General features: G+C 45.4%; 26 protein-coding genes and 1 rRNA gene. 21 read left to right on the top strand and 6 right to left on the bottom strand.

Going from position 1 to position 21,765, the window contains the following annotated elements:
• Positions 1–25: 25 nt before the first annotated feature.
• The 3 genes from NLX74_RS18180 to NLX74_RS18190 form a co-directional block, all read right to left on the bottom strand.
• Entirely contained in the window at positions 26–427 is a 402-nt protein-coding gene (locus tag NLX74_RS18180; protein ID WP_023990268.1) for a YtxH domain-containing protein, read from the bottom strand.
• Between the two features lie 50 nt (positions 428–477).
• Positions 478–735: a GlsB/YeaQ/YmgE family stress response membrane protein gene (locus NLX74_RS18185; protein ID WP_013311925.1), complete on the bottom strand. Its 258-nt coding sequence runs from the start codon at positions 733–735 to the stop codon at positions 478–480.
• A 137-nt stretch (positions 736–872) separates the two neighbouring features.
• Positions 873–1,577 (bottom strand): phosphatase PAP2 family protein, encoded by a 705-nt coding sequence (locus NLX74_RS18190; RefSeq protein ID WP_254329550.1) that lies wholly within the window; start codon positions 1,575–1,577, stop codon positions 873–875.
• A gap of 231 nt (positions 1,578–1,808) precedes the next feature.
• On the opposite strand from NLX74_RS18190, the gene NLX74_RS18195 reads away from it, so the two are divergent.
• A complete protein-coding gene (locus NLX74_RS18195) occupies positions 1,809–2,528 on the top strand; it encodes a pirin family protein (protein WP_254329551.1) in 720 nt (239 codons plus the stop codon).
• Positions 2,529–2,724: 196 nt separating this feature from the next.
• On the opposite strand, the gene NLX74_RS18200 is transcribed toward NLX74_RS18195, so the two are convergent.
• Complete coding sequence (locus NLX74_RS18200; RefSeq protein ID WP_013373034.1) at positions 2,725–2,952, bottom strand: DUF1128 domain-containing protein; 228 nt, start codon at positions 2,950–2,952, stop codon at positions 2,725–2,727.
• 120 nt (positions 2,953–3,072) lie between these two features.
• On the opposite strand from NLX74_RS18200, the gene yyaC reads away from it, so the two are divergent.
• Together yyaC and NLX74_RS18210 are read left to right on the top strand one after the other, a co-directional pair.
• Complete coding sequence (yyaC, locus tag NLX74_RS18205) at positions 3,073–3,663, top strand: spore protease YyaC (protein WP_023990265.1); 591 nt, start codon at positions 3,073–3,075, stop codon at positions 3,661–3,663.
• 88 nt (positions 3,664–3,751) lie between these two features.
• The gene (locus tag NLX74_RS18210; RefSeq protein WP_254329552.1) at positions 3,752–4,546 is read left to right on the top strand and encodes an alpha/beta fold hydrolase; all 795 of its coding nucleotides are present in this window, start codon (positions 3,752–3,754) and stop codon (positions 4,544–4,546) included.
• A 93-nt stretch (positions 4,547–4,639) separates the two neighbouring features.
• Here the strand turns inward: NLX74_RS18210 and NLX74_RS18215 are convergent, their stop codons facing one another.
• A complete protein-coding gene (locus tag NLX74_RS18215) occupies positions 4,640–5,206 on the bottom strand; it encodes a pyridoxamine 5'-phosphate oxidase family protein (RefSeq protein WP_254329553.1) in 567 nt (188 codons plus the stop codon).
• A gap of 397 nt (positions 5,207–5,603) precedes the next feature.
• Here NLX74_RS18215 and NLX74_RS18220 point away from each other — a divergent pair, with 397 nt between their 5' ends.
• Together NLX74_RS18220 and NLX74_RS18225 are read left to right on the top strand one after the other, a co-directional pair.
• Positions 5,604–6,260 (top strand): DUF6483 family protein, encoded by a 657-nt coding sequence (locus NLX74_RS18220; RefSeq protein ID WP_254329554.1) that lies wholly within the window; start codon positions 5,604–5,606, stop codon positions 6,258–6,260.
• Positions 6,247–7,461 (top strand): class I SAM-dependent methyltransferase, encoded by a 1,215-nt coding sequence (locus tag NLX74_RS18225; protein WP_254329555.1) that lies wholly within the window; start codon positions 6,247–6,249, stop codon positions 7,459–7,461. Before NLX74_RS18220 ends, NLX74_RS18225 begins: the two co-directional genes overlap by 14 nt.
• 81 nt (positions 7,462–7,542) lie before the next feature.
• Here the strand turns inward: NLX74_RS18225 and NLX74_RS18230 are convergent, their stop codons facing one another.
• Entirely contained in the window at positions 7,543–7,866 is a 324-nt protein-coding gene (locus NLX74_RS18230) for a hypothetical protein (RefSeq protein WP_013311916.1), read from the bottom strand.
• A gap of 143 nt (positions 7,867–8,009) precedes the next feature.
• Here NLX74_RS18230 and uptA point away from each other — a divergent pair, with 143 nt between their 5' ends.
• The 16 genes from uptA to NLX74_RS18310 all read left to right on the top strand — a co-directional run.
• A complete protein-coding gene (gene uptA / locus NLX74_RS18235; protein ID WP_069290373.1) occupies positions 8,010–8,624 on the top strand; it encodes an undecaprenyl phosphate transporter UptA in 615 nt (204 codons plus the stop codon).
• 1 nt (position 8,625) lies between these two features.
• Complete coding sequence (locus NLX74_RS18240) at positions 8,626–9,195, top strand: thioredoxin family protein (protein ID WP_061831455.1); 570 nt, start codon at positions 8,626–8,628, stop codon at positions 9,193–9,195.
• A gap of 3 nt (positions 9,196–9,198) precedes the next feature.
• Positions 9,199–9,828 carry an MBL fold metallo-hydrolase gene (locus NLX74_RS18245; protein ID WP_254329556.1) on the top strand — a complete coding sequence of 210 codons (630 nt, stop codon included), beginning with the start codon at positions 9,199–9,201 and terminating at the stop codon, positions 9,826–9,828.
• Between the two features lie 242 nt (positions 9,829–10,070).
• On the top strand, positions 10,071–10,280 hold the full coding sequence (locus tag NLX74_RS18250) for a hypothetical protein (RefSeq protein WP_254329557.1): 210 nt from the start codon (positions 10,071–10,073) through the stop codon (positions 10,278–10,280).
• A gap of 80 nt (positions 10,281–10,360) precedes the next feature.
• On the top strand, positions 10,361–10,747 hold the full coding sequence (locus tag NLX74_RS18255; protein WP_061831452.1) for a hypothetical protein: 387 nt from the start codon (positions 10,361–10,363) through the stop codon (positions 10,745–10,747).
• A gap of 304 nt (positions 10,748–11,051) precedes the next feature.
• Entirely contained in the window at positions 11,052–11,339 is a 288-nt protein-coding gene (gene gatC / locus NLX74_RS18260) for an Asp-tRNA(Asn)/Glu-tRNA(Gln) amidotransferase subunit GatC (RefSeq protein ID WP_013311910.1), read from the top strand.
• Between the two features lie 27 nt (positions 11,340–11,366).
• Positions 11,367–12,824: an Asp-tRNA(Asn)/Glu-tRNA(Gln) amidotransferase subunit GatA gene (gene gatA, locus NLX74_RS18265; RefSeq protein ID WP_235309967.1), complete on the top strand. Its 1,458-nt coding sequence runs from the start codon at positions 11,367–11,369 to the stop codon at positions 12,822–12,824.
• 26 nt (positions 12,825–12,850) lie between these two features.
• Complete coding sequence (gene gatB, locus NLX74_RS18270) at positions 12,851–14,296, top strand: Asp-tRNA(Asn)/Glu-tRNA(Gln) amidotransferase subunit GatB (RefSeq protein WP_013311908.1); 1,446 nt, start codon at positions 12,851–12,853, stop codon at positions 14,294–14,296.
• A gap of 131 nt (positions 14,297–14,427) precedes the next feature.
• Positions 14,428–14,889, top strand: coding sequence for a GNAT family N-acetyltransferase (locus NLX74_RS18275; protein ID WP_254329558.1), 462 nt, complete (start codon positions 14,428–14,430; stop codon positions 14,887–14,889).
• Positions 14,890–14,987: 98 nt separating this feature from the next.
• Positions 14,988–15,701 carry an MgtC/SapB family protein gene (locus NLX74_RS18280; RefSeq protein WP_071642911.1) on the top strand — a complete coding sequence of 238 codons (714 nt, stop codon included), beginning with the start codon at positions 14,988–14,990 and terminating at the stop codon, positions 15,699–15,701.
• An 82-nt stretch (positions 15,702–15,783) separates the two neighbouring features.
• Positions 15,784–16,437, top strand: a complete 654-nt coding sequence (locus tag NLX74_RS18285) for a hypothetical protein (protein WP_254329559.1) — start codon at positions 15,784–15,786, stop codon at positions 16,435–16,437.
• A 7-nt stretch (positions 16,438–16,444) separates the two neighbouring features.
• Complete coding sequence (locus NLX74_RS18290; RefSeq protein ID WP_254329560.1) at positions 16,445–17,848, top strand: DUF4097 family beta strand repeat-containing protein; 1,404 nt, start codon at positions 16,445–16,447, stop codon at positions 17,846–17,848.
• A gap of 108 nt (positions 17,849–17,956) precedes the next feature.
• Positions 17,957–18,388 (top strand): peroxide-responsive transcriptional repressor PerR, encoded by a 432-nt coding sequence (perR, locus tag NLX74_RS18295; RefSeq protein WP_254329561.1) that lies wholly within the window; start codon positions 17,957–17,959, stop codon positions 18,386–18,388.
• 153 nt (positions 18,389–18,541) lie between these two features.
• Positions 18,542–20,260 (top strand): glycosyl hydrolase family 18 protein, encoded by a 1,719-nt coding sequence (locus NLX74_RS18300; protein ID WP_254329562.1) that lies wholly within the window; start codon positions 18,542–18,544, stop codon positions 20,258–20,260.
• Between the two features lie 112 nt (positions 20,261–20,372).
• On the top strand, positions 20,373–21,251 hold the full coding sequence (locus NLX74_RS18305) for a nucleotidyltransferase-like protein (RefSeq protein WP_254327115.1): 879 nt from the start codon (positions 20,373–20,375) through the stop codon (positions 21,249–21,251).
• A 451-nt stretch (positions 21,252–21,702) separates the two neighbouring features.
• Positions 21,703–21,765: ribosomal RNA gene (locus NLX74_RS18310) — 16S ribosomal RNA — on the top strand; the annotation flags it as partial.

Raw genomic sequence — 21,765 nt, forward strand, 5'->3', positions numbered from 1 at the left:
TTTTTGCCATCAGAATGTATAGCTATTAGGAATTTGCATTCAATTGTTTTTGCGTATCCTTGGCCGCCTGAGCCGTTGCATCCATAACTTCTTTATCCGCTTTGGCTGCTTCATTAGCGACATCTGCTGAAGCCTTGGTTACGCTGGATACGATATTGTCTTTGCTCTCGGATACCGTTTTGGCTACATCTGCTGTTTTGGTGGAAACGGTTTTGGCCAAATCTGTCGCTTTGCTGCTCACTACAGATGCCACGTCCTTTGTTTTATCGGAGACAACTGTAATTTTATCAGACAGATCACTACGCAAATCACGACCCGGCTTCGGCGCGAACAGCAGGGCTGCGGCAGCACCAATCAAACCTCCAATAAATAAACCTTTTGCAAAACCTGAAGTACTTGCCATATTTTGATTGTCAATGTTACTCATGTTATATCACTCCTCTTATAGAATTAAAGAATAAAAAATATATATAAATGTTAGGTAGCCCTTCTTAATAGCCTGGACACCAGTCCGAGCAAGAACACGAACAATGCGGTTCCGAGTATGGCTGGAATGACTGCAAAATCTCCGATGACCGGGCCCCAGTCTCCCAATAGCATGACACCTAGCCAAGCTCCTACAAATCCAGCAATCATAGAGCCCGCAATGCCGCCAGGCATTTCATGACCAGCTAGTGCATCGCCAATCAATCCGATAATAATAGCCATTACAATACTTAGTACAATTCCCCACACAAGGATCGCCTCCCTTATCCTAAGTTCACAAAACCATAACGTTTTTAATGAAGGCTGAGCTTCGATATTGCTGAGCCTTGCTTACTTCGTATATAAACGTCGTGACCCGGAGTGAAACAAAAAGCCGACTCAGACATTTACCGGTGGGGAGTGGAAGGAAGCTTCATGCGCGCTCGCCAATAGATCACAGGAACGGTAAACACCAGCCAAATTATACCTGCAATATAGCCGCCCACAATATCTGTAGGAAAGTGAACGCCTAGATATACGCGGCTTAATCCAATCAAGAGAATCAGTAGTGCACCCAGAGCGCACGGAAGAAAGAGCGAACGCCCACGAATCTTTCGTTCTATGGCCCAAATGGCAAATATCATTCCGAAAAATCCCATGGAAATCATCGCATGACCGCTGGGAAAACTATAACCCCCGGCTTCAACCAAATGTTGAAGTGACGGGCGTTCCCGTTGCAAAATTTCCTTAATGAGCGTATTCAGCACCCACATCGCCGTAAAGCTGCTTAGGATCGCAAAGGAATAAGCTTTTGAACGAAGACTGACCCAACACAAGGTAGCAGCACCGAGGGCGATGATCAACGACATGCGGAATGAACCGAAAGATGTAATGAATATAGCGATAGTTAGCAGTTGGTAACGAGCAGCTGCTGTGTCTGGAAAAACGGCATCCTGTATGCGTTCATCCCAATATAGAAAAGGAGCTGTGCCCATCCACTTCACAGAGTAGGCGATGAGAAGCAACACAGCGATCATGATAATAGATGCATACAGACTACGACGCAAATAGCTTGGTAGGAACCGGGATGGTTGGGGTTCATGAGATAGCATATGTAATAAATCTCCTCCTTATGGCTGTGATAGATTCAATTTTTCGTACTATTAACTTAACTAATAATGAACTTAAGAGCAAAACCCGACGGAGACGACAGGCTGATTGAGGCATATAAGCCCGGGGTAAAGGGATCGTATCACAGCGTTTGTAATGCCAGGGCCGGAAGTGGAATAGTCATCACGAAGCAAAGCTGCTTTACGGAACTGTAATCCATGGAGGTGTTAAGGATGATTAAAATAGTGACATCGGCAGAAAGACATACCTCAAATAAAGGATGGATTCATAGTGAGTTTAGCTTTTCGTTTGCCGATTATGAAGATCCGAGCAATGCCCATTTTGGCTGTATGCTAGCCCATAATGATAATGAGCTTGAACCGCAGCAAGGCTTCAAAAGACATCCGCATCACGATTTGGAAATCGTCACCTACGTGATTGAAGGTCAATTGCATCATAGCGACAGCCTAGGACATGAGCAGGATTTGAAAAGCGGCTCGATCCAGGTTCTGAGTGCAGGCACCGGAATTGAACATGAAGAGCGAAATACTGGGGATGAAAGACCGGTTCGTTTTTTGCAAATGTGGTTTTTACCCGAGAGTCCTGGCATTCAGCCTTCTTATCAGGTGCAAAGATTCAAGCACAGTGAACGTCTAAATCGGCTTCAGCCTGTTGTGTCTGGTTCAGAAGTGGAGGGAGCGTTATCCATCGCGCAGGATATAAATCTGTATCTGAGCAGATTGGAAAAAGGACAGCAGCTTGAATATCCGCAGCAAGAGGAGCGCCGCACCCACATCTATGTAGTTAACGGTCATGTGGAAGTTACGTGCCAGGATGGGGATTTTCAGTTAGGGCCTGGCGATGCCGCGCGAATGCAAAAAAGCTGTACATTAAAGATACGGGCTACAGGCAATGAGGATATATCTGAATTGGTGTTAGCGGATTTGCCTTGAAGCATCCTTGAGTGAGTGAAGAAGTGTATGGAAATGCGCATATGCAATCGAAAAAATAAAGCTCGTATCCCGGTGCACGTCTGTTGAGACGAGCGGAGATACGAGCTTTATTTACGCTGACAGGGCCACTATCATGAAGGCTGTTGTTCATGATGATAGGTTGTAATACAGCTAAGCTGTATTCCTATAAGCTAATTCAGGAGGACTTACGCAATCTACCCAGTTCAGAAACAATAGCTTCAACCTCTGAAATGCTCAGGTTAGGCTTGCTTATCACCATATCATAGACATCATGGATGTCCTCGTATTGCTCCAGCGAGAAAGCGGATGCCTGCATAGCAGCACCACTCGCCATACGGAGCTTGGTTTTAATACCCTCAATCATATACTCAATGTTGGCATGAGACGGTACAGACAAATCCATCGTTAATTTTCCATCCTTTCATAACAGGGGAAGTTGCCTGTATTGTATCATGTTTTTGTTGTAGAATGTACTGAAAGCCAGATTACTGATATACAACCGAATCAAGGAGGATGGACAAAGTTGTCTTTGTATAATCGAGCTTCCGCACCCGGTCGCTCGTCCTTAGAACATAATGTAAAGAAAACAGATCGAGATGGACTCGCGCCGTTTTTCCGAGAAATTCATCATCAGCATGCTATAGATAAGTTGACTTTTGTTTGCATCGGTACAGATCGCTCATCGGGTGATTCACTCGGGCCACTGGTAGGCACCATGCTCAAGGAGCAAGGCTTTCCGCACGTGATTGGCACAATGACGGAGCCCTGTGATGCAGATCATCTGGTTTCATACTTGGAGTGCATTCCCCAAGATCATCATGTGATCGCCATAGATGCTTGTCTTGGACAGCACGGCTCAACGGGAATGTTTCTTATTGCGCGTGAACCGCTAACTCCTGCGCGATCGGTGGGGCTGTCTCTGCCGTCTGTTGGTCATTATAGTGTTGCAGCGATTGTGAATGAGCGCAGTCCCAAACCCTATTGGACACTCCAAATGACGTCGCTTCACTTGGTCATGACCATGGCTGCGCATATTGCTAATGCGGCGGCTTATGAATTTGGTTTAAAAACAGCTTCGCAAGATTTTCCAGAGGGTTACCGTTTCAGATATTGATGGTCTGCTTAATAATATACATCAGCATGTTCTACTCACTAATATATTCAGATCCAATAGATTATATACAGAGAAGGAAGGGTTCCACATGGAAAAGGTATTATGCGAAGGAACGACGATCTGCTATGCCGAACAGGGAAAAGGAGATCCGATCATTCTATTGCACGGATTTTGCGGAAGCTCTTCCTACTGGGATGAGGTTGTTCCCTTGCTATCCCCAAGCTATCGTTGTATTGTTCCAGACTTGCGTGGACACGGACGCAGCGATGCTCCATTAGGAGCCTATACTATTGATCAAATGGCAGATGATGTGCTTAAACTTCAAGAACAATTGGACATCCCTCAGGCTGCTTGGTTTGGGCACTCCCTAGGAGGCTATCTAGCCCTTTCGGCAGTGCAGAGATATGCAGAGCGCCTGACAGCCTTTGGACTGATCCATTCCACAGCTTATGCAGATACGGACGAAGGTAAAGAAAAGCGGAATAAGGCTGTATCCACCATCCAAACGGAGGGGATTACCACTTTTGTAGATGGACTCGTACCGGGACTGTTTGCTCCAGATCATGTGGAGTCGATGTCCAGCCAATTACTTAAAGTCAAAGAAATTGGCTACAAAACACCACCACAAGGAGCCGTAGGAGCATCACTGGCTATGCGCGAGCGTACTGATCGGCGGGATGTATTGTCGGCTTCTGCATTGCCAGCCCTTTTAGTAGCGGGTGAGCAGGATCAGGCGGTTCCTCCAGCGCGGACGTTTACAACAGATCGGGCTGGAGTAACTCAGGTTACCCTACCAGAAGCAGGTCACATGAGCCTATTCGAGGCACCGGAGTTATTAGCGAACACGATCTTGACATTTTTAGAGCAAAACTTGAAAAGGTAGACTAAAGTAAGCCCAAAAACCGGAACCTTCTGATGTGATAAACAGAAGGTTTCGGTTTTTGGGTAGTCAATTATTTTTAGGTGTGTAAGGTGTCTAATTTATATTGCTTTTGTTAAAGGCAAACGCTGTCGGCAAACCGTCAATACTCTCCAGATTTTTCTCATAGGCATATTTTTTAAGTGCTTCTTCTCCCATCTGAATCGAGACTTCCTTCAGCTTTTCCCGTTCGCTCGTGTATGTCATAAAGGGAACCGCAAAACCACATGAATTCTGCACCATGTGAACGTCCACAACAATGATTTGTCTTGCACCGGGAAGCGGGTTGAAGAGAGGGTACAGTTCATTCCATTGCTTAGTATCGGGCAGCGCGACGGTACCAGTACCATAGAGCTTTAGTACACTGGGAGCGCCCTCAAATGCACAAAACATGATTGTTACCCGTCCGTTCTCGATAATGTGGGCGCTTGTCTCGTTGCCGCTTCCCGCCAAGTCAAGATAAGCTACTCTCTGGCCCGATAGAATACGGAAGGAATCATATCCCTTGGGGGAAAGGTTAACGTGCCCTGTCTTGGATAGCGGTGCTGATCCTACAAAGAAAATATGCTGCCGCTGTATAAACTCTTGATGTTCCGGTAATATCGAGCTAAATTGATTACCCAAACTCCATCATCCTTTCTCACAAAAATATTCATATGAATTTTGTTTCTGAAGAAAATAATTAATATAAATTACTTTATGGAATGTTTAAATATACTGATTATTTTTTTGTTTCGTATGAAACAAAAATATCATAACACTAACGAAGAAGCAATATTGATTGATTTAAAAAAACGTCATTCGCTAGTCACATGATCAGCTACAAAGTGCTGTACCGTAAGAATTCACTGCCATACATGAGCATTCTGACTTCCTAATCATTGATGTTATTAACTGAGGGTGAAGGTTATAAGTGGTATTTCTGCATGGTAGGGCATTTGGCTTTTAGACAAGGATGTCATACAATCAGAAGACAGAGTTTCTGGTTGTCTAGGCATCGGGATGAAAGGAAGGGAACGGCTTGCTTAGAAAAGATTATTTGCTTAGTATGATGGAAGAATTGACATCCGCAGTAGCATCGGTGCTCGGTCTAAGGCGTGAAAATAAACATGTCGAAGCGCTAAAACAGCTAGATGACCTGCTCAACAAGCAGTTTCGTCTTCGTTCAGATCTGCTCAGACGATTGCCGCCGGAACAAATTATTGAGCTTTTCCGATTGGGCCCTGGAATTGAAGCAGACAAGATCCAGCAGGTGGCTCGCATTTTAGAGGAAGAAGCCGTGATTTACCTGGAAACCAGTAGAACAGACGAGAGCATACGTATCTTGATGAAATCTCTTCATTTATATTTGTACAGCGATTTGAATGGCGCGACTCGTAATTTACAGGTCCTGCCTGAACGAATAGCGTGTATTGTGAAACTGGTGCATGAATATGAGCTTCCCCCTGAAACCAGCAAGCTGTTGGCTGTTCATTATGAGCGGGGAAACAGGCTGGACGAAGCCGCCGATGTCTGGTTTGGATTGGCATGGGAGCAGCCAGAGCTGTTAGCGGAAGCGGAGACGTTTTATAGTCAATTACTGGATAAGACCAATGCAGAGCTGGAGCTGGGTGGAATTTCACGCCAGGAAGTCACCGAGGGTTTGACCGAGATCACCCAATTACATGAAAGAAAGTGAGATGTACCTTTTGGATTCACTGCGCGAGCTTATATACCAATTGACCACGGGAGGATCCCTCATAACAGCGACGCTGAGTCAGCTTCGCAAACGGGAGGATGCTTCTTTTACTAAAGTGCAAATCAAACCTGTAGAATTGAAAAATAAGCTGCATTACCAGTTTGCTTTTCATTATAGCAACAAAGTCATTCATGAAAATCTGACCCCTGACGAAGCTAATGAGCGTATGACTGCCTTGTTTGAGGACACGTTCCGCCAAGGACTTTTATGCGCCAAGGATGCAGACTACCAAGTGCTGATCAGTAAAAAATACAAAGTATCCATTCTGACAAAGTCACCGAGCAAAAGTAAAGCCGACCTGTCTCATAATCGCAAAAAGCAGTATGTGCTTGAAGAAGGGGAACGAATTCCTTTCCTGATTGAGCTGGGGATTATGAATGAGGATGGTAAGGTACTGGCCCGCAAGTATGATAAGTTTCGTCAAATTAACCGGTTTCTCGAAATGGTGCAGGATGTATTGCCCAGCCTTCCGGTAGGCCGCCCTCTGACGATTGTGGATTTTGGCTGTGGCAAATCGTATTTGACCTTTGCGCTGTATCACTATTTGGCTGTACAGCAAAAGCGACCATTGCAGATCGTTGGTTTGGACTTGAAGGCAGATGTCATTGAAACCTGTAATGTTCTGGCTCAAAAGCTGCAATATCGACAGTTGGAGTTTCTGGTCGGCGATATCGCAGACTATAACGAACTGGAACAGGTGGATATGGTTGTTACCTTGCACGCTTGTGATACAGCAACAGATGCGGCGCTGGAAAAGGCCGTCCGCTGGGGAGCATCCGTTATTTTGTCGGTTCCGTGTTGCCAGCATGAGCTGTTCAGCCAACTAGAAAATCCGGTAATGGAGCCTTTGCTATCTCACGGTATTTTAAAGGAGCGTTTTTCTGCACTGGCAACGGATGGAATCCGGGCCAAATTGCTGGATATGATGGGATATCGGACACAGCTATTGGAATTTATCGACATGGAGCATACACCTAAAAATATTCTGATTCGTGCCGTCAAAGGGCAGGCGGGAGAACAATCCGTTTTGTGGCGTGAATACACAGCATTTCGGGATTTTATTCATGCTGATCCTTATTTGGAACGCGCTTGTGCGGATTTGCTTCCCGAAGGAGCGGGGAAGAAGCAGACACATAGCTAGGAATATAGTAAAAGTGGAGCCACTGCGGGGTGGCTCCACTTTTTTGTAGTTTACAGTTCATGGTTGCAGTACGCAAAACATCTATCCGCCATAGGCGCTTCTAAAAGCGGTGCACAAGACATCGCGATCTACCTTCCACAATGCCGCGAGCTCCTCGCTGACGTCTTCGTCCCACCAGTCGCATAGTAGTTTGCGATTACTATGGTTTTCCGCAATCCAGATAAGGTGTCCGACGACCTTGCGGCAGTATAGCTCCTCGCCCTGCTTGACCAGATCAGGAGCAATGTGAACAGGCAGACGTTTGCAGGTTCGATACAACTCTTTGGTACATGCGCGGCGGATACCACGAGCCGTGGGTAAACGGGATTGTGAATTGTCATGTTTGGGGAATTTGCCGGGAGGCATATTGTACCCCCTCCTCTCTCTCCCAACTTATGCGGGCAGAGGAGCCGGGGTCACTGACCTCCCTATTGGGCGAAGTGGCGACTTGTTCTGCCGCTGTGATACACTAATGAAAATAGAGAAACAGGCAGGGAGTGGGAAGAGAATTGGACCAAATATCTAGTATCATTAATTATTTGTTTGAGATCATTCGTAGTCTTGGGTATTTTGGTATTATGCTAGGCTTGATGGTTGAGGTCATTCCAAGCGAAATTGTCCTCGCTTATGGTGGCTTTTTAGTATCCTCGGGTCATATTAATTTTTTTGGCGCAGTCGTTTTTGGAACGATTGGCGGGGTTCTGGCCCAGTTGTTCATTTACTGGATTGGACGCTATGGCGGCAGACCGGTATTAGATAAGTACGGGAAATACATACTTATCAAAAAAAGTCATGTCGACCATGCTGAAGCCTGGTTTAACAAATACGGCACAGGGGTCATTTTCACAGCTCGCTTTATTCCTGTTGTGCGTCATGCCATCTCAATCCCTGCCGGGTTGGCTCGAATGAACGTATGGCGCTTTATTATTTTGACGACGCTAGCGATTATACCTTGGTCTGTTTTGTTTATATATTTAGGTATGCTGCTAGGAGACAAGTGGGAGCAAATTGACGAAGTGGCAGCACCTTACATCAAACCGATTTTGCTGGTTGCCCTTGCGCTCTTGATCATTTATTTTGTTATCAAATGGATTTTGTCCAAAAACAAAAAAGGAAGTGTATAACATGAGCCGTACTAATGTATCGCAATACTTCGGAAAGGGCTTAAGCCCTGAACAGTTTATGGAGGGCATGGAAAAGAACAAAGAAGCCTTCCGCTCTGGGTACGATCAGTTTGTGTGGAATCGCGAAGAGGATCGAGAGTATTTTGAAAGCCTGAACCATCGGGATGATCTGCGCGTGCTTATTTTGGCTGCCGACTGGTGTGGGGATGTGGTACGCAATGTGCCAGTTGTGTTCCGTGCACTGGAGAATAGCGGGATTCCGACCGAAGTATTAATCTTGGAAAACCATCAGGCGCTGATGGATGACTTCCTGACAATGGGCGGACGTGCTGTACCGATTGTGATTTTTGCGGATACAGGAGGTCACGTACTTGGCCACTGGGGACCACGCCCTGCACATGTCCAACAAATTATGATCGAATTCAAACGTGAAAATCCAGATCGGGAAGCCGATGATTATCAAGAAAAAATCGCAGTTGCTCGTAAAGAAATGGCTGAAAAATATGGGGAGGGAACCGAGGTCCATCCTGTGATTGTTCAGGAATTACGTGAGCTGATCTCGGGATTTTAACTTATGGTGCTATCTATTCGCAGCTTTAATCTCGGTCCACTTCAGACGAACGCTTATTTGCTTCAAGGGGATGATCCACAGCGCGCCATTATTATTGATCCAGGAATGAATCCGGGTCCTTTGCTGAGGGCGATTGAGTCTCTGACTATTGAAGCTATCCTGCTGACCCATGCCCATTTTGACCATATTGGAGGGGTGGAGGAGATTCGCAATGCCAAAGGATGTCCGGTGTATTTGCACACCTTGGAGCAAGACTGGCTCACATCTCCTAAGCTGAATGGCTCCTTGATGTGGCCAGAGGCATCTCCACCAATCTCAACCGGTCCTGCCGAATACGATTTGGCGGAAGGTCAACAATTGAACCTGATCGGGCACACGTTCAAGGTGTTCCATACACCGGGCCATTCACCCGGAAGTGTCAGCTTTTTGTGTGGCAAAGATCTTTTTTCCGGGGATGTGCTATTCCGTCAGGGCGTTGGACGCACGGATCTGACGGGTGGGCGGGAACGGGATCTATACGATTCTATTCAAAACAAATTGTTCCCGCTCGGAGATGACGTTACAGTCTATTCCGGTCACGGTCCCAAAACGTCCATCGGTTATGAGAAAGCTAACAATCCGTATATCCGGTAAATGTGATGAAACTTTCAGGAGGGGCAAAATCAAAGGTGTGACAAGTTTTGCCCCATTTCGACAACAAATTATAAATTACGTATAGACAAAGGTTTTTATTTTTGTTAACATAAATTTATTAAAGTTACATACTAAACTCGCGAAGCACGCAAGCTGTGGATGAATCCCGGTTTGCGTTCTTTTTTTTGCCCATTAAGAGGATAAACAGGCATGAGGCCGTCAGATCACAAGGGGGAGCAAGAATGAAAAGAAAACATATATATGGGGTACAACGTGAGATTGGAGGTAGTTTCCGTGTTCCCAATATAATAGATATTGAAGATTCTGTGGTAGGTTCCGAACCGAAGATCATAACTTGGAAAAAGGTGAGACGACAGGGCGGAATCCCTTCACAAAACTGGCATGTGAGGCTGAATGAACACAGGTTGGGACGTGGAGACGGTCGATTATGAAGATACATAGATGATATAGACAAGCTACTTTTTTTTTAGTAGACTTAGCAGATAAGTTCAGACAAACGGGGGGGCTAACGATGCATCATTTAGGAGCTAGAATTATGATCGTCGCGGATGCTTTTGAGCAGAATCTTCCTGTGGGCGAACATGGTTATATCATTGCTTACGACCGTAATGCGGACAATGCTTTTGACTATGTCATTCGCGTACCGAAGGTGAACCGCAATTTTTTTGTACCATCCGGGGACATCGAGCTGGAGGAGAGTATTCTCAAGCTAGAAGCCGAGCGGATTGAGCGTGAAGCGCTGATAGATTATGCCCTTGCTACTCATAATGAGCAACTGTTCAAGCATGTAATGAACGGTGGTCTTGATTCGGTAGAGACTGAAGAAGAAGAAACCGCGGCAGAGTTGTTGTCACAGGCTGATTTTATCAGACAAGTCAATTTGCGTGCTTGGATATAGGAGTCGGCTACTGCCGACTCTTTTTAAAAATATATAATGGGCACAATCTCAGCTCTTATAGTTATCTCGAAAGAGCACCGAGAGGTGCTTTTTTTATATTCTTTTAGCAACATTTCCCTCATTGATGTACAGTTTGCTTCTGTACCGCGTCAAAGATTGAATTGTAAAGGGTTCTATCCTATAATTAAAAACGTTATTTCAAAGTTCGGTGTAGCATTTTTTAATATCAGGATTTTGCAAAATTCGATTCCAGTCATTTATTGGACTTTTTGCAAAATCCTCATATACATGAGGAGGGTTTTGTATGAACATTTCCACGGAAGATGTCCGTCACGTAGCCAAGCTGTCTAGGTTGAATCTGACCGCGGCTGAAGAAGAAACGATGACAGGACAATTAAACGCCATTCTCCATTATGCGGAGAAGCTGAATGAGCTGGATACGGAGCAGGTAAAACCGACCACTCATGTGCTGCACGTCAGCAATGTCATGCGAGACGACGAAGTTCGTGAAAGTTTGACACATGAGCAAGTGATGCGCAATGCACCTGAAGAAGAAGACGGACAGTTTAAGGTTCCTGCTGTTCTGGAATAGATCTCATATTTGAAAGGAGGATGCAAGTTGAGCTTGTTCAATAACACATTGCCCGAGATACATAACAAGCTGCATCAAAAGGAAATTTCCGTGAGTGATCTGGTGGGACACGCTCTGGAGACGATTGGTGCGCGGGAAGACAAGATCAGAGCTTATATTACCGTTGACGAGGAACAGGCCCGTGCATCCGCACGTCAGCTGGATGATCAGCTGATTTCCGGAGAGGAAAGAGGGTTGTTGTTTGGTCTGCCGGTTGGTATTAAGGATAATATTGTGACAGAAGGGCTGCGTACAACATGTGGCAGTCAGTTTTTGAAAAATTTTGATCCCGTTTACGATGCCACAGTTGTTAGCAAGTTGCGCGCAGCGCAAACTGTGACACTCGGTAAAATGAACATGGACGAATTCGCCATGGGCGGCTCTAACGAGAACTCCAGCTTTTTCCCTGCACGTAACCCTTGGGATTTAGAACGTGTTCCCGGCGGTTCCAGTGGCGGCTCGGCTGCGGCTGTTGCAGCAGGTGAGGCTTATTTCACGCTCGGTTCGGATACAGGTGGTTCCATTCGCCAGCCCGCTTCTTACTGCGGTGTAGTTGGCCTGAAACCAACCTATGGTCTAGTATCCCGTTTTGGATTGGTGGCTTTTGCCTCCTCTTTAGACCAAATTGGACCTATTACTAAAAATGTTCAGGATTCGGCCTATGTCCTACAAGCCATTGCAGGCTATGACCATAAGGACTCCACTTCTGCAAAGGTAGACATTCCTGATTATTTGAACGCTTTAACCGGGGATGTAAAAGGACTTCGTATCGCTGTGCCTAAAGAGTATCTTGGTGAGGGCGTAGATCCACAGGTTAAGGAAAAGGTGCTCGACGCACTGAAAACGCTGGAAGGATTGGGCGCTGTATGGGAAGAAGTATCTCTCCCTCACACGGAATATGCGGTAGCGACATACTACCTGCTGGCTTCATCCGAAGCGTCATCCAATCTGGCCCGCTTTGACGGCGTGCGCTATGGTGTGCGTTCTGACAATCCGGACAACCTGCTTGATCTTTACCATCAGTCCCGTACGCAGGGGTTTGGTCCCGAGGTGAAGCGTCGGATTATGCTGGGCACCTATGCACTCAGCTCCGGGTACTACGATGCTTATTATTTGAAAGCTCAAAAAGTGCGCACGCTGATTAAACAGGATTTTGATCGTGTATTTGAACAATATGATGTAATTATCGGACCTACTGCACCGACAACTGCTTTCAAAATCGGCTCACAAGTGGATGATCCATTGACGATGTATTTGAACGACATTTTGACGATTCCGGTGAGCTTGGCTGGCGTGCCAGCCATCAGCATTCCTTGTGGTCTTGCAGATGGAATGCCAGTCGGACTACAAATTATCGGAAAAGCCTTTGACGAGTCTTCCGTGCTACGCGTAGCTCATGCTTTTGAACAAAATACCGAATTTCACAAGCAGCGTCCGCAGCTGTAATTTGCTAAAAAGGAGGGAACCTATTCATGTCTACAACTACATCCAAATATGAGACGGTCATCGGACTTGAAGTGCACGTGGAATTGCATACGAAGTCTAAAATATTTTGTGGATGCTCGACATCCTTCGGAGCACCACCCAACTCTCATACATGTCCGGTCTGTCTCGGTCATCCAGGGGTGCTGCCGGTATTGAACCGTCAGGCCGTTGATTATGCAATGAAAGCAGCAATGGCGCTGAATTGCACCATTGCTGATGTGAGCAAGTTTGACCGTAAGAACTATTTTTACCCCGATTCACCTAAGGCTTACCAAATCTCACAATACGATCAACCCATTGGCGAAAATGGCTGGATTGATATTGAAGTGAATGGTGAGACAAAGCGTATCGGTATTACCCGACTGCATCTGGAAGAGGACGCAGGGAAATTAACACATGTTGATGGTGGCTACGCATCTTTGGTCGACTTTAATCGGGTCGGCACACCATTGGTCGAGATCGTTTCGGAGCCGGAAATATCTTCGCCGGAAGAAGCCAAGGCCTATCTGGAAAAAATACGTGCCATTATGCAGTATTGTGACGTATCCGATGTGAAGATGGAGGAAGGATCACTTCGCTGCGACGCGAATATCAGTCTTCGTCCGCATGGACAAAAAGAGCTGGGAACTAAAGCGGAACTGAAAAACATGAACTCCTTCCGTGGCGTACAGCGCGGACTGGAATATGAGCAGTTCCGGCAGGAGCAGACGCTGGACGAAGGCGGAACGATAGTACAGGAGACACGTCGTTGGGATGAGGCGCAAGGTAAAACCTTATCCATGCGTGGTAAGGAACAGGCTCATGACTATCGTTATTTCCCAGACCCGGATCTGGTTACATTGCATATAGATGAGGAATGGAAAGAACGCATCCGTGCTTCGATTCCTGAATTGCCTGACCAGCGTAAAGCACGCTACACTTCGGAATATGGATTACCTGAGTATGATGCGCAGGTGATTACGTCCTCCAAGCCATTGGCCGATTTGTTCGAGGATAGCCTTCAATTCACCAAGGATGCCAAAGCAGTATCCAACTGGATTATGGGGGATCTTCTCGGCTATTTGAACAGTGCCGGTGTAGAGCTGTCGCAGGTTAAATTGACCGGTCGGGGCTTGGGCGAAATGATCGGACTGCTGGAGAAGGGAACGATCAATAGCAAAATCGCCAAAACGGTCTTCAAGGAAATGCTGGAAAGTGATAAACTGCCACAGCAAATTGTTGAAGAAAAAGGGCTTGTACAGATCAGTGATGAGGGTGCAATCTTGACCATTGTCGAACAAGTTGTAGCAGCTAACCCGCAATCGGTCGAAGATTACAAAGCCGGCAAGCAAAAGGCCATCGGCTTCCTAGTCGGTCAAGTGATGAAGGAGAGCAAGGGAAAGGCAAACCCTGGCCTTGCTAATAAGTTGCTGACGGAAGTGCTGAACCGCTAATGGCATAGATTTGACAGGGGGCTTGTCTTTTAGGGACAGGCCCCTTTTGCATAGACGCTGAGAACGATTGGCGCGAACAAACTTTAGAATCCTGATGGCATTTTATGAGTTTCCTTAGGAGGGAAAACAGCATGGTTACCCTATGTTCATTGGAAGATGATGATATCGTCAGTCAGATATGGCGTCTACAGCACGTTGCCTATAGGCTGGAAGCTGAGCTAATTGGGTTTGATGAGATTCCTCCACTGATGGATACATTGGATACGCTGAGAAGCTGTGGAGAGTATTTTTATGGGTGGCTGGAGGACGGTGAATTGCTAGGAGCACTGGCTGTGCAGTCTGAGTCGCCCGATTCGCTTACCCTTACCCGTATGATGGTTCACCCAGATCATTTTCGTAAAGGCATTGCAGACTCTTTAATGAAGCATGTTTTGAATGAATATCAAAATATCCCGTTGTTTATCGTCTCTACAGGAACTTTAAATACTCCTGCGGTGACATTATACCGAAAACATGGCTTTCGCCCCGTATCTGCGGCCGAGGTCGCCCCAGGCGTGGAATTAACCACCTACCATCTGCATAAGTTGGAATAGCATTGAGACATCATTAAATTGGCATTAAAAACGCACATAAGCCCACAAATCGCGCACCCGGAGTGGGAAACACGACATAACCGGGAGGAGAGACCCGAATGAATAATCCGTGGATTATAGACGATTCACATATCATTTTACGGCTTTTACTGTCCATGCTTCTCGGTGGATTCATTGGCTTTGAACGCGAACGTTCCAATCACGCAGCTGGTTTGAGGACTCATATTATGGTCAGCCTTGGTTCGACGCTGATTATGCTACTCTCCATTTACGGCTTTGCCGATTTTATTAAAGAAGCTAATGTACGCATAGATCCCGCTCGTTTGGCTACGGCTGTGATCACTGGCGTAGGCTTTTTGGGTGCAGGGACGATTATGTTCACAGGTAAATCCATTACCGGACTAACGACTGCGGCTTCCATTTGGGTCGTGGCTGCTATTGGCCTTGGGGTGGGAGCAGGCTTTTATTTCCCGTCTATAGCGGCGACAGTGCTCGTATTTTTAAATTTATGGGTGTTTAACAAAGTTGAACTTCGGTATATGCGTGGACGCAAGCGTCATCTTATTACATTGTACGGATTGTCCTCTCACGGACTGCTGGAGCAGATTTCGACTTATTTAGAGCAAGAAAAAGTGGAAATACGTAAAATAATGATTAAAGAACATGAAAATGTCCCATTTCACGAATTACACCCAGATCGGCAGAGTATGGAGGTTTCCCTAGAGGTGCTGGCCCGTCATGATTTTAATCCCGTACGTATTGCAGCTGATTTACGACAATGGGAAGATATAGCTGCTGTCTCCGTTGAGTAATAGTCTACCTTTTTTTAACAGTTACTCTTAAATCCGATTGGGGTACTATGTAAGCATCGAAGTATTTTCAGCGGAGCCACGCATGGGATTCAAAGGGGAGGATGGCATGAACTCGGAACAACCGTTACCGTCTGGAGAGGCTGGACAGCTACAAGCATCGGAACAGCGGGAACAGCCCAGACAGGGGAAACGTCTAAAATACGCTAAATTTCGCAAAGTGATTGCTATTATCATGGCGGCATTGTTACCCGGACTGGGACATCTTTTTTTAGGGCTGTTTATTAGGGGGCTTAGTTTTATTGTATTGCTCCTGCTAGATATTTTTGCGATGCTGTATGTTTCTTCTGATGGCTTGAGGATTAACATCCCATTACTTATTTTGCTTGGATTGTTCATACCCGTTTTATATTTTTATAATGTATATGATGTCTTACAGTCAGCAGATTACATGGTTCGTTATCGGCGTAAGCCAGATCGTTATGCACGAATGGATGCTAAAGGCCAGCAAAGTAGTCCTTTTTATGCATGGGAGAGAGGCTTTGCTTTTGCTGTGCTATTGGTGGCAGGCGGTGGGCTTATGATTTTGTTCCGCATGAAACCTCGCTGGTTGAGCATTTTCTTTGAGGATTATGGATTCCTGACGCTGGCCATTTTATTAATGATGATCGGTTTATCCCTTTTTCTAAGGGAAGCCTTTCTGTCCTTTAAGCGTAAAAAGTTGAAAGAAAGAGGGTGAAGCTGGCGTGCACCGTAAAATAAGAGTCGGTCGCTACACCTCTTCGCTTCTGTTGATGGCTGTAGGCATTTTGCTTATTGTAGATGTGTTTCAAAATACTGAATATATGCTTCAGCTCCTCGTTTGGTGGCCCGTAATCTTCGTGCTTTGGGGACTGGAGTATCTGATTTTTTTTGCTGTGTACTATTATAAAGAAGGCAAGTCTGACAACGGAAGGCGATTCAGGCCTGACCTAAAGGGGATTCTGTCCGCTTTGGTAGTGGCAGCCTCGGTTTTTATCGTGACCCAGCAAAATCATTATATGTATCTGTGGAACCGGGTCAGTCTCAATCTGACATCAGCCTCTATGGATTTTAGTCAGGCTAAAGAGAATCGGTATGATATGGGTGGTGTACTGGTACCTGTAACTATGCAGACGTCCGATTTAGTAGTTGATTCGGTTAATGGTGATGTAACACTGATCAGACGGCCTGTGTCCAATATAGAGGTACGTGGGACTCTATGGGTGGATCAAGCGCCTGCTGCCGAAGCGGACAAGATTGCACGAGCTTCTTCACTGACTTCTACCGACGGCAAGACCATCCAGATTCGTCCGGAGGCACAGTCATACGGAGCTTCAAGCAAACGTCAGCCCCGTGTGAACATGCTGATCACCGTGCCGGAGGACCGGCGGTTCAATGTGCAGATTAGAACCTCCAACGGGAATATTACCCTGAATGGAGTTGATGCTATTGACAGCATTCGGCTCGAGAGCGGTAATGGAAATCTCACCGTTAATGACGCTATCGGCAATGTCAAGGGAGGCACGCTGAACGGTCAGGTTAAATTGCATCGGATTTCTGGAGATGTAGATGTGCGCACGAACCGTGGCGATATGCAGGCAGGAGATATTGAAGGAGCTGTGACACTACACACCATGGTAGGTGATATTCAACTCGCTCGCTCGGAAGGGGACATCACCGTAGATACTCAGAATGGTGACATGAATGTGCTGAATTCTACAGCCAAGCTGAATGCAACTTCGCTTAATGGCTCTATCAAAGTGCATAGCGAGCAGGTGGGCGGAGATTGGAAAATATACAGTGCTGTCGGTGATATCGTATTGGATCTTCCGTCGAATGGAGATTTTCAGTTAGAGGGTTCAAGCAGTTATGGTAATCTTCAATCCGATTTTCCATTTAAAATAGATAGTAAAAGTATTTCAGGTCAGAATGGGGCAGGTAAGTATGCGATCAACGTAGAGGGTAACAGCAATTTAACCATTAAAAAGTTACTGATGCCGTCGTTACCCGACTTGGATGATTCCGGGGGTACGACTGCGCCCGATACATCTGAAAGCTCTCCGGCTGAACCCGGAGCTCCTGAGTCAGATACCTCTATAGGAACATCCGGCGACAATACGGCGCGTTGACAAGAAACTTGAGTAGACCGTACAATGTGAGTAGGTTTAGAAGTAAGTTGTAAATAGATGCGTGGTAATTGATAGGATCGTAAGTAAGGGATAAGGCGGTGGACATATATGGCGGCACGCGTCCAGCATGCTTTGGAACTTCTGAAGAAGACAGGTGTACGCATAACACCCCAGCGTCATGCCATATTAAACTATTTAATGGAAACTATGGGGCACCCGACTGCAGATGAAATATATCGAGCGCTTGAGTCCAAGTTTCCAAGTATGAGTGTGGCTACGGTTTATAATAACTTAAAGATGTTTATAGAAGCGGGTATGGTACATGAGTTGACCTATGGAGATAACGCCAGTCGTTATGATGCCAATATTTCGGAGCACTATCACATCATTTGCGAAAAATGCGGAAAAATTGAAGATTTCAGTTATCCCTATTTGGCTGATGTGGAACGCCATGCCGCGTTGGAAACAGGCTTCGAGGTGCATGGACATCGTATGGAGTTACACGGAGTATGCAAAGCTTGTAGTAACATACAAACGTAACGAAACAAGGAATAGAAGTTTTTTTGTGCGGTATGTATATATTGTAATGGATTGGAAACGTGAGGAATTCCCCATAAGCGGGGATTTACCGCGTTTTTTTATTTAAATCACTTTATTTTTGTAATTCAAAGTTTATACAATGGAGGTTCAATATTGGCCAGAAATCATTCCAGACGCCGCCGTAAACGTTCACGATTCAAAGGAGCGGCAAGCCTGCTATTATTTGCAGCGATTATATGCGCAATTACTGTCGTATGGTTTGGTAATCCCCTTCACGAGAAACCCGATTGGCAGGGCAGTGTCCGTCCTATTTTTATGCAGGGCAAGTTGACTGGGTATGAAGCTCAAAGCTCGGGCAAGAACATGCTGATGCCGCTTAAATTGGTGCAAAGTCAAATTGATCCTACAGTTCGCTATGAGGATGATAGCCAAACCGTCATTATGGCGACGAGACAAAGCCTGCTCTATATGAAGGTTTCGAAGGCACAAGGGGAACTGAATGGTAAGACATATGCGCTGAGCGTAGCCCCTCAGGTGATCAGTGGAGAGGTATATATCCCGATAGAGGCTGTACGTGAAGTATACGGCGTTTCTATACACGAAGACCCTGTAACTGGTGCTGTCATCCTAATGAAAGCTGGAGAGAAGGTCAGGCTGGGGAGTGTAGAAAAGAAGGATGGCCCACAGGATGCTAGAATTGCCTTACGTAAAGAAGCCTCCAGCCTATCTTTCATTTTGACAGATATATCTCAGCGGACGAAGGTACGTATTTGGTCCAAACAAGGAGATTGGTGTTTTGTTCAATTAGACAATGGCTATGCGGGATACATTAAGTCAGACCATATCGCTGAAGGAGAAGAGCTTGTGATCCCTTCGGCTAAAGACGATTTGTCCATCTCGGAAAAACATTGGGAGGGTAGGCCAGTAAACCTCGCTTGGGAAGCCGTCTATAATCGCAAGCCCGATCCTTCCAAGTTTGATCCTATGCCTGGAGTAAATGTGGTGAGTCCTACGTGGTTCAGTGTCGTCGATCCTGAGGGCACTGTAGAAAGCAAGGCAGATCCTGCCTATGTCAGCTGGGCACATCGCAAGGGGATGGAGGTTTGGGGCTTGTTGAGCAACAGCTTTAATCCCGAATTAACAACTGAAGCATTGTCTACCTTTGAACGTCGAAAGGCGATTGTAGATCAGATGATTTCACTTGCCCTAGAAAATGATCTGGATGGTATTAATATTGACTTTGAAAATGTTCATACGAAGGATGGCCCCAATGTCACCCAATTTTTGCGGGAACTTAAACCGATGGCTCGGGAACATGATTTAATACTGTCCATTGATGTTACGCCTAAATCTCAAAGTGAAATGTGGTCAGCTTTTTTGGATCGAAAATCATTGGGCACCATCACAGATTACCTCATGGTAATGGCATATGATGAGCATTGGGCGGCTAGTCCAAAGGCTGGTTCTGTCGCCTCGCTACCATGGACGGAAGCGTCAATTAAGCGAATTATTCAGGAAGATGAAGTGCCGCCTCAAAAAGTGATTTTAGGTATTCCGTTATATACTCGCGTGTGGTCCGAGACTCCCAAAGAAGGGAAGATTAAGGTCACCTCCAAATCACTTGGTATGAAGTCAGCAGCGGATATCATAGCCAAATTTAAGTTGAAGCCTAAGTTTAGAGCTTCCGAAGGCCAGAATTATGTCGAGTATACAGAAGACGGCGTGGTCAAAAAGATTTGGCTAGAGGATCAGGTATCTCTGAAGGCAAGAGTAGAACTTGCCAAATCGCTGAAGCTCGGAGGAATTGGTGTGTGGAATCGAACTTTTGCTGATGCAAGTGCTTGGGTAACACTGAAAAAAATAAGTGAATAAGATAAAAAATTATACAATTGAAGAAGGAAGTTTCTTATTTATGTAGAAATGATCACATGTATCCAAATATCCAATTTGCGGTCATAGCCGCCTTGCAGGTATGGAGGGAGAAGTGCAGCTAACCAAATTAAACCTAATGTATGATGAATTGTTGCAGGAAGATTCAATAGGTATTATTTCGTACAGAAAGCCGGGAGAGTATTTTCACGGTTCGATGTTGTATGACTTTGATGAACTCATTCTAATTATTGGAGAAGGCACCAAGCCGGTTCGTTCTATTCAACACTTATTTATGAATGGCTTAAGATGCCAAGTGTTGTACACAACGCTCAGTTGTCTGAAGGAATGGATTATCGCTGGTGAACAAGCCAACATTATAGATTATGTACTAGAAGGTCGTATTGTCTGGGAACGGGATGACAGGGTCCGTCTTTTAAGACAGGAAATTGTTGATTTTAACGATCCACTACGGGAGCAGAAGCGATTTCATGAGTTCTCCCGCTTTCTGGTCAATTACGTTCATGGTAAAAGAGCGGTGCGAGAAGGGCGGATCATTGACGCTTATCAAAGTGTTCTGAAAGCATTGGATCATTGGGCATCTATTGAACTCATTGAACGGGGGATTTATCCAAAGACTCACTTATGGGTTCAGGTACAGCCTCTGGATCGAACGATTGACAAACTGTATAACGAACTCACATTAAGTACAGAAACCTTGGAGCAACGGGTTGAACTAGTATTGCTTGCTTGTGAATTTTCAGTGATGTCAAAAATGGAGGAGTGCTCATCTCCGCTATTCCGTATATTAGGCAGCAGACGGGAACCCTGGTCTATAAATGAACTTATTAACCATTCAGAGCTAAAGAATCTTCAATTGGATCTTACCGTCGTGCTCCGTAAACTGGTATATCGTTCACTTATTAGAGAAACAGCTGCCGGGGATTTTAGGGATCGTGGGCAAAATCGTGAACTGCGTTACTCCCTTATTTGATGTGCAGGGTTGATTTGTCAGGAAGAAAGGTTGTTAAATCGACTTTTCTTCCTTTTTTGTACGTGATTTAGTGTTTATAGATAGTTACAAAATATAAATTATTAATTTAGGTTGACGAGTATATAAAATATGTGCTAAGTTATAACTCGCCCCATTAAGCAGCATGAATAATTTAGATCTGTTTAAAGCAGGATAAACGTGTTGCTTCAAGCGAAAAAATAAATTTTCAAAAAAAGCTTGACGAAAAATGAAGTTATGTGTTACATTATTTAAGTCGCCGCTGAGACGCGGTGGTGAAACAAAGTGAGACATTATGCAGGTTTGATCTTTGAAAACTGAACAACGAGTGAGTAAAACGATTTTGTTCGCAAAATCAAAACAAGAGATATTTTATCTCGTCAGTTTCAAAATGAGCTTATCGCTCTTTCTATAAACTAGCTTCGGTTGGTCTTTAATGGAGAGTTTGATCCTGGCTCAGGACGAACGCTGGCGGCGTGCCTAATACATGCAAGTC

Source organism: Paenibacillus sp. MZ03-122A, assembly GCF_024213325.1.
GTDB lineage: Bacteria > Bacillota > Bacilli > Paenibacillales > Paenibacillaceae > Paenibacillus > Paenibacillus polymyxa_B.